The 13,391-nt window shown below is 64.1% G+C and carries 13 protein-coding genes; 3 read left to right on the top strand and 10 right to left on the bottom strand.

Features of this window, described 5'->3' with window-relative positions:
* Positions 1–13: 13 nt before the first annotated feature.
* The 3 genes from ACZ5R1_RS04345 to ACZ5R1_RS04335 all read right to left on the bottom strand — a co-directional run bounded on the left by ACZ5R1_RS04345 (position 14) and on the right by ACZ5R1_RS04335 (position 3,530).
* Entirely contained in the window at positions 14–502 is a 489-nt protein-coding gene (locus tag ACZ5R1_RS04345) for a TIGR00645 family protein (protein ID WP_288472073.1), read from the bottom strand.
* Positions 503–582: 80 nt separating this feature from the next.
* The gene (locus ACZ5R1_RS04340) at positions 583–924 is read right to left on the bottom strand and encodes a PA4575 family protein (RefSeq protein ID WP_007160783.1); all 342 of its coding nucleotides are present in this window, start codon (positions 922–924) and stop codon (positions 583–585) included.
* Between the two features lie 161 nt (positions 925–1,085).
* The gene (locus ACZ5R1_RS04335; protein ID WP_027600169.1) at positions 1,086–3,530 is read right to left on the bottom strand and encodes a Lon protease family protein; all 2,445 of its coding nucleotides are present in this window, start codon (positions 3,528–3,530) and stop codon (positions 1,086–1,088) included.
* Positions 3,531–3,757: 227 nt separating this feature from the next.
* Here ACZ5R1_RS04335 and ACZ5R1_RS04330 point away from each other — a divergent pair, with 227 nt between their 5' ends.
* The 3 genes from ACZ5R1_RS04330 (at position 3,758) to ACZ5R1_RS04320 (ending at position 5,571) form a co-directional block, all read left to right on the top strand.
* Positions 3,758–4,102, top strand: a complete 345-nt coding sequence (locus ACZ5R1_RS04330) for a hypothetical protein (protein ID WP_288472071.1) — start codon at positions 3,758–3,760, stop codon at positions 4,100–4,102.
* A gap of 69 nt (positions 4,103–4,171) precedes the next feature.
* Positions 4,172–5,035 carry an EamA family transporter gene (locus ACZ5R1_RS04325; protein ID WP_144956964.1) on the top strand — a complete coding sequence of 288 codons (864 nt, stop codon included), beginning with the start codon at positions 4,172–4,174 and terminating at the stop codon, positions 5,033–5,035.
* A 41-nt stretch (positions 5,036–5,076) separates the two neighbouring features.
* Positions 5,077–5,571, top strand: a complete 495-nt coding sequence (locus ACZ5R1_RS04320; protein ID WP_108582514.1) for a gluconokinase — start codon at positions 5,077–5,079, stop codon at positions 5,569–5,571.
* Between the two features lie 17 nt (positions 5,572–5,588).
* Here the strand turns inward: ACZ5R1_RS04320 and ACZ5R1_RS04315 are convergent, their stop codons facing one another.
* The 7 genes from ACZ5R1_RS04315 to ACZ5R1_RS04285 all read right to left on the bottom strand — a co-directional run bounded on the left by ACZ5R1_RS04315 (position 5,589) and on the right by ACZ5R1_RS04285 (position 13,374).
* Positions 5,589–6,383 (bottom strand): thymidylate synthase, encoded by a 795-nt coding sequence (locus ACZ5R1_RS04315; protein ID WP_288472070.1) that lies wholly within the window; start codon positions 6,381–6,383, stop codon positions 5,589–5,591.
* 128 nt (positions 6,384–6,511) lie between these two features.
* The gene (locus ACZ5R1_RS04310) at positions 6,512–7,408 is read right to left on the bottom strand and encodes an ABC transporter permease subunit (RefSeq protein ID WP_027600164.1); all 897 of its coding nucleotides are present in this window, start codon (positions 7,406–7,408) and stop codon (positions 6,512–6,514) included.
* 82 nt (positions 7,409–7,490) lie between these two features.
* Positions 7,491–8,399 (bottom strand): ABC transporter permease subunit, encoded by a 909-nt coding sequence (locus tag ACZ5R1_RS04305; protein WP_037006730.1) that lies wholly within the window; start codon positions 8,397–8,399, stop codon positions 7,491–7,493.
* A complete protein-coding gene (gene potA / locus ACZ5R1_RS04300) occupies positions 8,396–9,550 on the bottom strand; it encodes a polyamine ABC transporter ATP-binding protein (protein ID WP_027600163.1) in 1,155 nt (384 codons plus the stop codon). Before potA ends, ACZ5R1_RS04305 begins: the two co-directional genes overlap by 4 nt.
* Positions 9,551–9,604: 54 nt before the next feature.
* The gene (locus tag ACZ5R1_RS04295; protein WP_288448901.1) at positions 9,605–10,663 is read right to left on the bottom strand and encodes a polyamine ABC transporter substrate-binding protein; all 1,059 of its coding nucleotides are present in this window, start codon (positions 10,661–10,663) and stop codon (positions 9,605–9,607) included.
* A 149-nt stretch (positions 10,664–10,812) separates the two neighbouring features.
* Positions 10,813–11,910: a polyamine ABC transporter substrate-binding protein gene (locus ACZ5R1_RS04290; protein WP_044341587.1), complete on the bottom strand. Its 1,098-nt coding sequence runs from the start codon at positions 11,908–11,910 to the stop codon at positions 10,813–10,815.
* A gap of 105 nt (positions 11,911–12,015) precedes the next feature.
* A complete protein-coding gene (locus tag ACZ5R1_RS04285) occupies positions 12,016–13,374 on the bottom strand; it encodes an aspartate aminotransferase family protein (protein ID WP_288504709.1) in 1,359 nt (452 codons plus the stop codon).
* Between the last annotated feature and the right edge of the window lie 17 nt (positions 13,375–13,391).

Below are 13,391 nucleotides of genomic sequence, written 5' to 3'. Positions count from 1 at the left end.
GCCGCCCGGCCCATCAGTGCTTGGTCAGGCGATCCAGATAGCCCATGGCAAAGGCCGAGACCACGAACACCAGATGGATGATCACGTACCACTTGAGGTACTCGGGATTGGTGTTCTGGGCATCCATGAAGATGCGCAAGAGGTGAATCGAAGAAATGGCGACGATGGACGCGGCCACCTTGTTCTTCAGCGAGCCCGAATCCATCTTGCCCAGCCAGCTGAGCTTTTCCGAGCCCTCGTCGATGTCCAGCTGGGAGACGAAATTCTCGTAGCCGGAAATCATCACCATCACCAGCAGGCCACCCACCAGCGCCATGTCGATCAGCGACAGCACCAGGAGGATCAGCTCGGCCTCGGTGGATTCGAAGATGTGCGGCAGGACGTGGAAGACTTCCTGAAAGAACTTGAGCGCCAGCAGGACCAGGGCCAGGGCCAGACCCAGATAGATGGGTGCCAGCAGCCAGCGGGAGGCGTAAAGGGCTTTTTCGATCAGACGTTCCATGCAGACTCGCTCGGATTACCAGGGCCGGGCGAGTATACCGGGGCGGTGCAGGCGGACCAATGCGGCAGGTTGTACCTGACTCAGGCGTCGGGGCCGACTTGGAAACGCACCTGCTGATGGGCACGCTCGCCATTCATCTTGCGCAGTTCGCTCTGCATGTGCAGGCGCCAGATCTGGGTCTCTTCGACCTGGATATAGCCCTGCTCGACCAGGTTCTCGGCGATGGCGGTCATGACGCCTTCGGCCGCCTTGGGACCATGGAAAGGTCCCTGGGCCTTGATGGCGGTGGGCTGCTGACCGTTCAGGCCGGCGGCGCACAACAGGGTCCAGAGGCCCTGCTCCTGACCGAGCGGCTTGATTTCGCATTCGATACGGGTGACGAGGCCCAGGCAGGGACGGATCAGGGTAATGGTGCGGGACATGGCGTCATCCTCTCGAAGCGCTCAATGCTCGCCGGTCCTAGGCCAGAGGTATCCACAAAGGCTGTGGACAACCCTGTTGGTCAACAGGGGGCAAGCGGGTCTGGGCGCCGTGCTACTTGGGCTGCGGCACCTTGTACAAAATCCGACCTGCCCCCTGGACCTCAGTTCTCCGCCGCTTGGTTGTTTTTCCCTTTTGCCTTGGAGTTATCACTGAGTTTGTCGGCCAGTTCATCTTCCAGCTCGAGCTCGGCGATTTCCTTGAGACGCTGTACCACGCGCGCATTGACGCTGCCGTCGGGGAAGCGACCCTTGGCATCCGGCGCCCCGGCGGGCTCGCCCACCAGCAGCGACAGGGCCTCGTCCGCCTGACGTACGGCATAGACATGGAACAGCCCCGCGCGGACCGCTTCCAGCACGGTCTCGTCGAGCATCAGGTTGGTGACGTTGGCGCGCGGAATGATCACCCCCTGCTCGCCGGTCAGGCCGCGGGCCTGGCAGAGGCGGAAGAAGCCTTCGATCTTCTCGTTCACGCCCCCGACCGGCTGCACCTCGCCGAACTGGTTGATGGAGCCGGTGATGGCGAAGCACTGCTTGAGCGGGGTGCGCGACAGCGCCGAGATCAGGGTGCAGGCCTCGCCGAGGGAGGCGCTGTCGCCATCGACATAGCCATAGGACTGCTCCAGGGCGATGCTGGCCGAGATCGACAGTGGGAATTCCTGGGCATAGCGACTGCCCAGGTAGCCGGTCAGGATCATCACCCCCTTGGAGTGGATCGGCTGACCCAGGCTGACTTCGCGCTCGATGTCGAGGATGCCGCTGGCGCCCGGGTAGACGGTGGCGGAGATGCGCGCCGGCATGCCAAAGGCAGAATCGGCGACCTCCAGTACGGTGAGGCCGTTGCACTTGCCCACCGCCGCGCCCTGGGTGTCGATGAGGATGAGGCCGGTGAGCATGTCGTCCAGCACCCGGGCGCAGACTCGACCGGTGCGGGTCTCCTTGGCCTTGAGCGCACGCTCCACATGGCCCTTGTCGGTCCGCTCGTCGCCCGCCAGGTGGCGGATGAAGTCGGCTTCGCTGACCAGCTGGAACAGATCGCCGATACGCGCCGACAGCCGCCCCTGGTGTTCGGCCAGGCGGGCGCTGTAGGTGGCCAGGCGGGCTACGGCCGCCGAGGTCAGGGGCGCCATGCCCTCCTCCGAGGTACGCGTCTTGAGCAGCTGGGCGAACTGCTCCAGGCTCTCGTCGCGCAGCGGCAGTTCTTCGTCGAAGTCCACCAGCACCCGGAACATCTCCTGGAAGTCCGAATCCAGCTCCTGCAGGGTGTAGTAGATGTTGCGCGAGCCGATGATGATGACCTTGAGCTGCAGCGGGATCTGCTGCGGCGCCAGGCTCATGGCGGTGAGCCGCCCCAGCTCGGCCAGTGGCGATTCCATCTTCAGCTGACGCGAATGCAGGGCGCGCTTGAGCGCGTCCCAGACGAAGGGCTCGGTCAGCAGCTTGTCCGCCTCGACGATGAGGAAGCCGCCATTGGCGCGGTGCAGCGCCCCCGGGCGCAGCTGGCGATAGTTGGTGTAGAGCGCGCCCTGATCGGACTGGTACTCGATGCGCCCGAAGAGGTTGTCGTAGGTCGGGTGGGACTCGAACACCACCGGTGCACCGCCGGTGACGTGGTGACCGATGATCAGATTGGGTTCGTACTGCTCGCGCAATTCCTTGCGCCGCTGCATGTCGGGCTTGGCGTCGTCGGCCAGCTGCTCGACCACCGTCTTGAGCAGATCCACCTGCATGGCCTGCAGGTAGGCGCAGACCCCGGGATTGTCGTTGTACTTCTCCGACAGCGGCGCCAGCAGCGGCTGCAGGGCCTGGATGATGGTGTCTTCATTCAGGGCACGTAGCTGGTTGCTCGATTCGCGCCGCCACTGCGGCAGGCTGGCCAGCTCTTCGTTGAGGCGCTCTTCCAGGCTGGAGATGTCGGCGTGGAAACGCTCGCGCTCGGCCTCGGGCAGCTGGGCGAAGTCGGCCTCGTCCAGCGCCTTGCCCTCCTTCATCGGGGTGAAGGCGACATTGTTGGCATCGCGATAGAGGGCGATCTCCTTTTCCAAGGCGAGCTTTTCCACCACGTCCAGCGCCTGGTCGTAGCGCTGGTTGAAGGCGCGCTCGATGGCGCTCTTCTTCTGCTGGAAGGCCGGGTGCTCGAACACCGCCGGAAAGGTCGCCAGCAGGTTGTCGATGAAATGCGCCATGTCGGCCACGAAGGCCTCGCCTTCACCAGGCGGCAACTCCAGGGCGCCCGGGGCGCGGGGTTCTTCGAAATGATTCAGGTAGACCCAGTCGTTGGGCGTCGGTTGGCGCTTGGCCTCGGCCTTGAGATAGCGCTGGACGAAGGAGAAACGACCGGTGCCCGGCTCGCCCATGACAAAGACGTTGTAGCCGGGCCGCGGCATGGCCACCCCGAACTGCAGGGCTTCCACCGCGCGTTCCTGACCGAGGATGCCGCGGAAGGGTTCGAGCTGATCGGTATCGGCAAAGGAGAATTGTTCGGGAGCGAAGGGGCGGGTCAGCTCATCGGGAGCGAGCCGGAGACCGGCCGCGACGGGATCGTGCATCGTAAGTCCTTGTCAGGCATGCAAGCAGTGTCCGCATTCTGCGACCGGGATGACAGCCGAAGCAAGGCAAGCGGCGCACCCCTGCGCATTTAAGCGCAGCGGTGCGCGGGGTTAGCGCAACGTCTGTCGGTATTTTCCGGCGCCCGCGTTTTTTGACGAAATTCTCACCAGACGCCTACTAAGCTCTCTACATGGGGATCAGGCGTAGGATCCCGTGAGGAGGCCCCATGGCTGGCTCTCGTCGTTTCATTCCGCTGTTGTTCCTGCTGTCCGCGCTTGCGGCCTGCACCAGCTATCACGACCAGTTGATCGCCAAGGGCTATCCGCCGGCCTATGCCGACGGCTTCAGCGACGGCTGCCAGACCGGCAAGCAGGCGGTCAACGGCATAGGTTACGAGCACAAGGACGTCCGTCGCTTCGCCGCGGAAAAGCCCTATCAGCAGGGCTGGGACGCGGGCTATGCGCAATGCGTGCAGGTGGCCCAGCGCGAGGAGCAGCAGCGGTTCCTGGACCAGGTCCGGGAAAATCGCGAAGGCGCCGAACAACTGCACCTGCGTTCCAAAACACGTTGAGGTCGTAGCCAACCTTGCGGCGCGGATAGGATGACCTATGCTGGCGGGCCCGCTTGTCGAGCCCTGCCGATGTCTGCCCGTTCGCCGCTGTTCGCCGTTGCCCTGCTGCTGGTCGCCATGACCTCGATCCAGACCAGCGCCAGCCTGGCCAAGACCCTGTTCCTGCGTCTCGACCCGGTGGGCGTCACCACCCTGCGATTGATCTTCGCCGCGCTGGTCCTGCTGCTCGTGCTGCGCCCCTGGCGCAACTTTCGCCGCGAGGCGCTGGGCAGTCTGCTGGGCTATGGCATCGCCATGGGCGTGATGAACCTGACCATCTACCTGGCCATGCAGCGGCTCCCGATCGGCATCGCCGTCGGCCTGGAATTCGTCGGCCCCCTGGTGGTGGCACTATGCGCCCTGCGCCGCTGGCTGGACCTGCTGTGGATCGTGCTGGTGGTGGCCGGCCTGGCGGTACTCCTGCCGTTCGGCCACAACGCCTCGGCGCTGGATCCACTGGGCACCGCCCTGGCCCTGGGCGCCGGTGCCTGCTGGGCGCTGTACATCGTGCTGGGCAAGCGCGCGGGGGCGGTGCACGGCACCGGCACCGTAGCCTTTGGCGCGACCATCGGCGCCCTGGTGATCCTGCCCATCGGCATCGCCCACAGCGGCAGCAATCTCTTGCAACCGGAAATCTGGCCGCTGGCACTGGCCCTGGCGCTGATGTCCACGGCCATTCCCTACGCCCTGGAGATGGTGGTGCTGACCCGCCTGCCGGCGTCCACCTTCGGCACCCTGATGAGTCTGGAGCCCGCGCTGGGCGCCCTCTCCGGCTGGGTGTTCCTCGGCGAAATCCTGGGCATCGCCCAGTGGTTCGCCCTCGCCTGCATCATCGTCGCGTCCATCGGCGCCACCTGGAGCAGCCGCCTGACCCCGGAGCAAACGCCGCTCTAGGCACTCTATAGCGAGGCGAATCCTCACGCGGAGTACCGACGATGATCTATCTGATAATGGGCGTCTCGGGCAGTGGCAAGACCACCCTGGGCGAACTCCTGGCCAGCCGGCTTGGCTGTCGTTTCGACGATGCCGACACCTTTCACAGCCAGGCCAACAAGGACAAGATGGCCAAGGGTATCGCCCTCACCGACGAGGATCGCTGGCCCTGGCTGGACGCCATCCACGATGCCATGCAGCAGGCGCAGGCCGAGGGCACCACCCGGGTGTTCGCCTGCTCGGCGCTGAAAAAGATCTATCGCGACCGCCTGCTGAGCGGCCTCGAAGGGGTCCGCCTGCTGTTTCTCAAGGGCTCGCCGGAGCTCCTGGCCGAGCGCATCGGCAGTCGCCGCGGACACTTCTTCGATCCCAAGCTCCTGCAGAGCCAGCTCGATACCCTGGAGGCGCCCGATCACCTGGAAGCCCAGGTGCTGGACGTGCGCAAGTCGCCGGAGCAGCTGGTGGACGAGGTGCTGGCGTCTGGCCACGGCGCCTGAGCGCTGCGGCCAGCGCTTCAGACCGCGACGGGCGCCTTGATGTGCGGGTGGGCCTGGTAGCCTTCCAGCTCGAAATCCTCGAAGCGGAAGGCGAACAGGTCGGTGACCGCCGGATTGAGCCTCATGGTCGGCAGCGGCAGTGGCTCGCGGGTCAGCTGCAGATCGGTCTGCTCCAGGTGATTGGCATAGAGATGGCAATCACCGCCGGTCCAGATGAATTCGCCCGGCTGCAGCCCGGTGACCTGGGCCACCATCAGGGTCAGCAGCGCATAGCTGGCGATGTTGAAGGGCACGCCGAGGAAGATGTCGGCGGAGCGCTGATACAGCTGGCAGCTCAGGCGGCCATCGGCGACATAGAACTGGAACAGTGCATGGCACGGCGGTAGCGCCATCTCGTCCACCAGGGCCGGATTCCAGGCCGAGACGATCAGGCGGCGCGAGTCGGGCTTGGCGCGGATCATGTCCACCACCCCGGCGATCTGGTCGATATGGCGACCATCGGGTGCCGGCCAGCTGCGCCACTGGTAGCCGTAGACCGGTCCCAGCTCACCGTTCTCGTCGGCCCATTCGTCCCAGATGGACACGCCATTGTCCTTCAGGTAGCGGATATTGGTCTCGCCCTGCAGGAACCACAGCAGTTCATGGATGATGGATCTCAGATGGCACTTCTTGGTGGTGACCAGGGGAAAGCCCGCGGCCAGGTCGAATCTCATCTGGTAGCCGAAGACGCTGTAGGTCCCGGTGCCGGTGCGGTCGCTCTTGAAGGTGCCGTGTTCGCGCACGTGGCGCATCAGGTCGAGGTACTGTTTCATGGCGGGAGCGCTACCTGGCAAAAGGCAAATGGTATCAAATCGTGCCCTGTTGCAGCGGTCGCGCTTGTCGCAGGCTTGCTCATCGGACATAAAAAAGCGGCCCTGAGGCCGCCCTTTTCTTCCCGTCCTCAGCTGCTGGCTGGCGGCGCCGTGAGGGTCGCCGTTTCGCGCTCGCGCTGGGTGATCTCCGAGGCCGTGGCATCCATGGCTTCCTGCAGCCCCTGCAGACGCTTCTTCTCGGCGCGGCGGGTGAAGTACCAGGCGAAGAAGGTGAACAGCGAGACCGCCAGCAGGATCAAGCTGGCGATGGCGTTGATCTCCGGCTTCACGCCCAGGCGCACCGCGGAGAACACCTCCATCGGCAGGGTGGTCGAGCCGGGGCCCGACACGAAGCTCGCCAGCACCAGGTCGTCCAGCGACAGGGCGAAGGACATCATGCCGCCCGCCGCCAGCGACGGCGCGATCATGGGAATGGTGATCAGCAGGAACACCTTCCACGGCCGGGCGCCCAGGTCCATGGCCGCCTCTTCGATGGACAGGTCCAGCTCGCGCAGCCGCGCCGATACCACTACCGCCACATAGGACGAGCAGAAGCTGGTGTGGGCGATCCAGATGGTGGTCACGCCGCGATCCTGCGGCCAGCCGATCAGCTGGGCCATGGAGACGAACAGCAGCAGCAATGACAGACCGGTGATCACCTCGGGCATCACCAGCGGCGCCGTGACCATGCCGCCGAAGACGGTGCGGCCGCGGAAGCGCGGGATGCGGGTCAGCACGAAGGCCGCCAGCGTTCCGAGGATCACCGAGGAGATGGCCGTGTAGAAGGCGATCTCCAGGGAGCGAAACACCGCGCTCATCAGCTGGCTGTTGTCCAGCAGCCCGACGTACCACTTCACCGACCAGCCACCCCAGACGGTCACCAGGCGGGACTCGTTGAAGGAGTAGATGACCAGGATGACCATCGGCAGGTAGATGAACAGCAGTCCGAGCACCAGCATCAGGTTGGTGAACTTGAGGCCTCTCATAGCTTGCCCTCCAGTTCCTTGGCTCGGCTCCAGATTGGAGAGCCGGTTGAACAGCACGATGGGCACAGAGCGGCTTTCTGGCTCACAGCTTGCCCTCCAGTTCCTTGGCTTGGTTTCTGTTGAACAGCACGATGGGCACGATGAGGATCAGCAGCATCACCACCGCCAGGGCGGACGCCACCGGCCAGTCACGGTTGTTGAAGAATTCCTGCCAGAGCACGCGGCCGATCATCAGGGTCTCCGGGCCACCCAGCAGCTCGGGAATGACGAACTCGCCCACCGCCGGAATGAACACCAGCATGCAGCCGGCGATGATGCCGTTCTTGGACAGCGGCACGGTGATCTTCCAGAAGCTGGTGAAGCGGCTGGCGCCCAGGTCGCCAGCCGCTTCCAGCAGGGTCAGGTCATGCTTCACCAGGTTGGCGAACAGCGGCAGGATCATGAACGGCAGATAGGAATAGACGATCCCCAGGTACACCGCGAAGTTGGTGTTGAGCATCTGCAGCGGACTGCTGATGATCCCCAGATTCATCAGGAAGCTGTTGATCAGGCCGTTGGTGGACAGCAGCCCCATCCAGGCATAGACACGGATGAGAATGGCGGTCCAGGTCGGCATCATGATCAGCAGCAGCAGGACCGTCTGCTTCTCGCGACTGGCCCGGGCGATGGCATAGGCCATGGGATAGCCGATCAGCAGGCAGATCAGGGTGCTGATGCCGGCCATCTTCAGCGAACCGAGATAGGCATCCAGATACAGCGGATCGTCGGCGAACATCAGGTAGTTGCCGAAGTTGAGCGCGATATCCAGTTGCTGATCGGCGTAGCTGAACAGCTCGGTGTAGGGCGGGATGGCCACGTCCGCCAGCGAGAAGCTGATCTTGAGCACGATCAGGAACGGCAGCAGGAAGAACAGGAACAGCCAGACGAAGGGCACGCCAATGGTCAGGCGGCGGCCATCGAGCAGGCGCTTGAGCAAGGGAGGTCTGGTCATGCTTGCAGTACCACGCCGCTGTCGTCTTCCCAGTACACCACCACGGCGTCATCCCAGGTGGGTCGCTTGCCGAGGCGCTCGGCGTTGGCGATGAAGCACTGGACCAGATGGCCGGAGGCCAGGCGCACGTAGTACACCGAGTGACCGCCCAGGTAGGCGATGTCCTGCACGGTGCCGCTGCACCAGTTGTAGTCGGGATGCTCGTGATCCGCCGGCAGGCTGGTGCCCATCAGCAGCTTTTCGGGACGCAGGGCGAAGGTGACCTGCTTTTCCTGAGCCCGGGTACTGATGCCGTGACCGATGTAGATCGGTCGCTCCAGTTGCGGACTCTGGATGATGGCGTGGTCGGCACCGTCGTCGGTCAGCTCGCCGTCGAAGACGTTGACGCTGCCGATGAACTCGCAGACCAGCCGGCTCGCCGGGGTCTCGTAGATGTCCATCGGGCTGCCCACCTGGGCGATCCAGCCCAGGTGCATGATGGCGATGCGCTCGGCCATGGTCATGGCCTCTTCCTGGTCGTGGGTCACCATCACGCAGGTCACGCCCACGCGCTCGATGATCTCCACCAGCTCCAGCTGCATCTGCGAGCGCAGCTTCTTGTCCAGCGCGCCCATGGGCTCGTCGAGCAGCAGCAGCTTGGGTCGCTTGGCCAGGGAGCGCGCCAGGGCCACCCGCTGGCGCTGGCCACCGGAGAGCTGGTGCGGCTTGCGCTTGGCGTACTGGGTCATGTGCACCAGCTTGAGCATCTCGGCCACGCGGGCCTCGATCTCGGCCCTGGGCAGCTTGTCCTGCTTGAGCCCGAAGGCGATGTTCTGCTCCACGCTCATGTGCGGGAACAGCGCATAGGACTGGAACATCATGTTGATCGGCCGCTCGTAGGGCGGCATGTCGGTGATGTCCACGCCATCGAGGAAGATGCGCCCTTCGCTCGGCCGTTCGAAACCGGCCAGCATGCGCAGCAGGGTCGACTTGCCCGAACCCGAGCCGCCGAGCAGGGCAAAGATCTCGCCCTTGTTGATGGTCAGGGAGACGTCGTCGACAGCGACGGTTTCGTCGAACTTCTTGGTGACCCGGTCGATCTTGACCAGGACTTCCTTGGCTTTCTTGTCGCCGGTGGCGGCTTTCTTGAAGGCACTGGTGGCGGTCGCCATGTACATCTCCCCAGGAAAATCGGGGACCGGCCGGGCCGGTCCGCTTAGCGTTGGTTATTTGCCGGACTTGACCCGCGTCCAGCTGCGGGTTTCCAGGCGCAGGAGTTGCGGGGGCAGCTCCTTCATGACGTACAGCTTGTCCATCACCGCCTGTGGCGGATAGACGGTCTCGTCCTGCCGCAGCTCGGCATTCATCAGCTCGCCCGCCTTGGGATTGGGGTTGGCGTAGCCGACATAGTCACTGACCTTGGCGATGACCTCGGGCTGCAGCAGATAGTTGATGAAGGCATGGGCCTCCTTCACGTTCTTGGCATCCTTGGGGATGGCCAGGAGGTCGAACCAGAGGTTCGCACCCTCCTTGGGAATCGCGTAGCCGATGTTGACGCCCTTCTTCGCTTCCTCGGCACGCGAACGTGCCTGAAAGACATCGCCGGAATAGCCGAAGGCCACGCAGATGTTGCCGTTGGCCAGATCCGAGATGTACTTGGAGGAATGGAAATAGGTGATGTACGGCCGCACCTTGAGCAGCTGCGCCTCGGCCTTCTTGTAGTCGTCGGGGTTGGTGCTGTTGGGATCGAGTCCCAGGTATTGCAGTACTGCCGGATAGACCTCATCGGGCGAATCCATGAAGGAGACGCCGCACTTGCTCAGCTTCTTGAGGTTCTCGGGTTCGAACAGGATGGCCCAGGAATCGAGCTTGTCGGTGCCCAGCGCGGCCTTGACCTTGTCGACATTGTACCCGATGCCATTGGTGCCCCACAGGTAGGGAACGCCGTATTGGTTACCCGGATCGCTCTTTTCCAGCTGCTTGAGCAATGCCGGATCGAGATTCTGCCAGTTCGGCAGCTGGCTCTTGTCCAGTTTCTGGAAGGCGCCCGCCTTGATCTGCTTGGCCAGGAAGTTGCTCGAGGGCACCACCACGTCATAGCCGGTGTGGCCGGCCAGGAGCTTGCCTTCGAGGGTTTCGTTGGAATCGAAGACGTCATAGACCGGGGTGATGCCGGTGGCCTCCTGGAAATCCTCGAGCGTGGTCTCGCCGACGTAATCGCTCCAGTTGTAGACGCGTACCGTCGGCTCGGCGACGGCGGTTCCCATGACGGTCAGGGTGGTCATGGCCAGCAGGGTTTTACGCAACGAAAGCACGGGCGGCTCCTTTCATGGTGGGCATCGGCGACGACACCCTTTCAGCGGTCCATACAGACGTACGGCACGCCGGAGTGACTCCGGCGTGCCGTCCTGTCAGCCGCACGCGGCGGCAGAACTCACTTGCCGGACTTGATGGTGGTCCAGGTACGAGTCATCAGACGCTGGGTCTTGGCCGGAAGATCCGGGAAGGCGTACAGCTTGGCCATGGTTTCCTGGGTCGGATAGATCCCCGGGTTGGTGCGGATCTCTTCGGCCACCAGCGGGGTCGCCGCCTTGTTGCCGTTGGGATACTGCACGTAGTCGCTGACCGCCGCGATCACCTTGGGCTCCATGATGTAGTTGAGGAACTTGAGCGCCCCCTCGGGGTTCTCGGCATCCTTGGGAATGGCCATGGTGTCGAAGAAGGTGCCAGCGCCTTCCTTGGGAATGTTGTAGGCCACGGTCACGCCGTTCTTGGCATCGGCCGCGCGGGCCTTGGCCTGGGCGATGTCGCCGGAATAGCCGACCGCCACGCAGACGTTGCCGTTGGCCAGGTCCGAGATGTACTTGGAGCTGTGGAAATAGGTGATGTAGGGACGCACCTTGAGGAACAGGTCCTCGGCCGCCTTGATCTCCTTGGGATCCTGGCTATCCGGCTTGTAGCCGAGGTAGTGCAGACCGGCGGGAATGATCTCGGTGGGCGAATCCAGCACCGCCACGCCACAGCCCTTGAGCTTGGAGAGGTTCTCGGGCTTGAAGATCAAGTCCCAGGAATCCACCGGGGCATTGTCGCCCAGGGCAGCCTTGACCTTGGCCGGGTTGTAGCCGATGCCGATGGTGCCCCACAGGTAGGGGATGGCGTACTGGTTGCCCGGATCGCTGACTTCCAGGGTCTTCATCAGCTGCGGGTCCAGGTTGCTGTAGTTGGGCAACTTGGACTTGTCCAGCGGCTGGTAGACGCCGGCCTTGATCTGCTTGGCCAGGAAGGAGTTGGACGGCACCACCACGTCGTAGCCGGAACGGCCGGCCAGCAGCTTGGCCTCGAGGGTCTCGTTGCTGTCGTAAACGTCATAGACCACCTTGATCCCAGACTCCTTCTCGAAGTTGGCGATGGTGTCTTCGGCAATGTAGTCGTTCCAGTTGTAGACGTGCAGGACCTTGGGGTCCGCCGAGGCGTTACCGGCAAAGAGGCCGGCCAGGCTCAGCGCTAGAAGAGTCTTGCCAAAAACATTCATGCGGTGGTGCTCCTCAAGTCATCGTTGGTCTTTTGATTCGGTGCGCGGCCAGCGCCCGCGCGCAGTCTGGCAAGGTCCGCCGCCGCGCTCAAGCCTTGCCGGCCATTAGCCACGCTGGCGCAGCAGCTCATGGGTCTGATCGAGGCTCAGGCGCGCCAGGGTAACCAGCTCGTCGATGGACTCGGGCGTGATCACCAGCGGCGGCGCGATGATCATGGTATCGCCCACCGCGCGCATCACCAGGCCATTGTGGAAGCAGTGCTCGCGACAGAGCATGCCCGCCCCACCCTCGTACCGCGACCGCGTCTTCTTGTCGCGCACCAGCTCCAGCGCCGCCACCATGCCAACGCCACGGGTCTCACCCACCAGCGGGTGGTCGGCCAGCTCCGCCCAGCGTTTCTGCAAATAGGGTGCCGTGGTGCTGCGAACCCGGTCGACGATGCCTTCGTCGCGCAGGATGCGGATGTTTTCCAGGGCCACGGCGGCCGCCACCGGATGCCCGGAATAGGTGAAGCCGTGATAGAACTCGCCGCCCTCGTCGAGCACCCTGACCACCTCGTCGCGCACCACCACGCCGCCCATGGGCACGTAGCCGGAGGTGAGCCCCTTGGCGATGGGCATGAGGTCCGGAGCGTTGCCGTAGTACTGGCTGCCGAACCATTCGCCGGTACGGCCGAAGCCGCAGATGACCTCGTCGGCGATGAAGAGGATGTCGTACTTGGCGAGGATCTGGCGCACCCGCGGCCAGTAGCTTTCCGGCGGCACGATCACCCCGCCGGCGCCCTGGATGGGCTCGGCGATAAAGGCGGCGACGCGCTCTTCCCCGACCTCGAGGATCTTCCGCTCCAGCTGATCGGCCGCCCAGATGCCGAATTCCTCCGGGCTCATCTCGCCGCCTTCACCGAACCAGTAGGGCTGCGGGATGTGCACGATGTCGGGCAGCAGGCCGCCCTGCTCGTGCATCGCCGCCATGCCGCCCAGGCTGGCCCCGGCCAGGGTCGAGCCGTGGTAACCGTTCCAGCGCCCGATGACCACGCGCTTCTCCGGCTGGCCCTTGGTCGCCCAGTAATGGCGCACCAGGCGCAGCACGGTGTCGTTGGCCTCCGAGCCGGAACCGGTGAAGAACACATGGTTCATGCCCTCCGGCGCCAGCTCGGCGATGGTCTTGGCCAGCTCCAGCGCCGGCGGGTGGGCGGTCTGGAAGAACAGGTTGTAGTAGGGCAGTTCGCGCATCTGGCGGCTAGCCGCCTCGACCAGCTCTTCCCGGCCGTAGCCGACGTTGACGCACCAGAGTCCGGCCATGCCGTCGAGGATGCGCTGACCCTCGCTGTCCCAGAGGTGCACGCCCTCGGCGCGAGTGATGATGCGCGCGCCCTTTTCGTTGAGCTGGCGATAGTCGGTGAAGGGCGCCAGCAGATGCCGGCGACTCAGGTCCTGCCAATGGGCGGTGGTAAAGGTGTTCACGAAGCCTCTCCTCGGAT

It is taken from the genome of Pseudomonas sp. Pso3, from assembly GCF_055393275.1.
Note: the sequence above shows the minus strand (reverse complement) of the source record. Positions and strands in the feature narration are given on the sequence as shown.

Bases quoted from the DNA above. Each gene is read 5' to 3' on its own strand.
- ACZ5R1_RS04345 (WP_288472073.1), bottom strand. From the start codon at position 502: ATGGAACGTCTGATCGAAAAAGCCCTTTACGCCTCCCGCTGGCTGCTG.
- ACZ5R1_RS04340 (WP_007160783.1), bottom strand. From the start codon at position 924: ATGTCCCGCACCATTACCCTGATCCGTCCCTGCCTGGGCCTCGTCACC.
- ACZ5R1_RS04335 (WP_027600169.1), bottom strand. From the start codon at position 3,530: ATGCACGATCCCGTCGCGGCCGGTCTCCGGCTCGCTCCCGATGAGCTG.
- ACZ5R1_RS04330 (WP_288472071.1), top strand. From the start codon at position 3,758: ATGGCTGGCTCTCGTCGTTTCATTCCGCTGTTGTTCCTGCTGTCCGCG.
- ACZ5R1_RS04325 (WP_144956964.1), top strand. From the start codon at position 4,172: ATGTCTGCCCGTTCGCCGCTGTTCGCCGTTGCCCTGCTGCTGGTCGCC.
- ACZ5R1_RS04320 (WP_108582514.1), top strand. From the start codon at position 5,077: ATGATCTATCTGATAATGGGCGTCTCGGGCAGTGGCAAGACCACCCTG.
- ACZ5R1_RS04315 (WP_288472070.1), bottom strand. From the start codon at position 6,383: ATGAAACAGTACCTCGACCTGATGCGCCACGTGCGCGAACACGGCACC.
- ACZ5R1_RS04310 (WP_027600164.1), bottom strand. From the start codon at position 7,408: ATGAGAGGCCTCAAGTTCACCAACCTGATGCTGGTGCTCGGACTGCTG.
- ACZ5R1_RS04305 (WP_037006730.1), bottom strand. From the start codon at position 8,399: ATGACCAGACCTCCCTTGCTCAAGCGCCTGCTCGATGGCCGCCGCCTG.
- potA (WP_027600163.1), bottom strand. From the start codon at position 9,550: ATGGCGACCGCCACCAGTGCCTTCAAGAAAGCCGCCACCGGCGACAAG.
- ACZ5R1_RS04295 (WP_288448901.1), bottom strand. From the start codon at position 10,663: ATGACCACCCTGACCGTCATGGGAACCGCCGTCGCCGAGCCGACGGTA.
- ACZ5R1_RS04290 (WP_044341587.1), bottom strand. From the start codon at position 11,910: ATGAATGTTTTTGGCAAGACTCTTCTAGCGCTGAGCCTGGCCGGCCTC.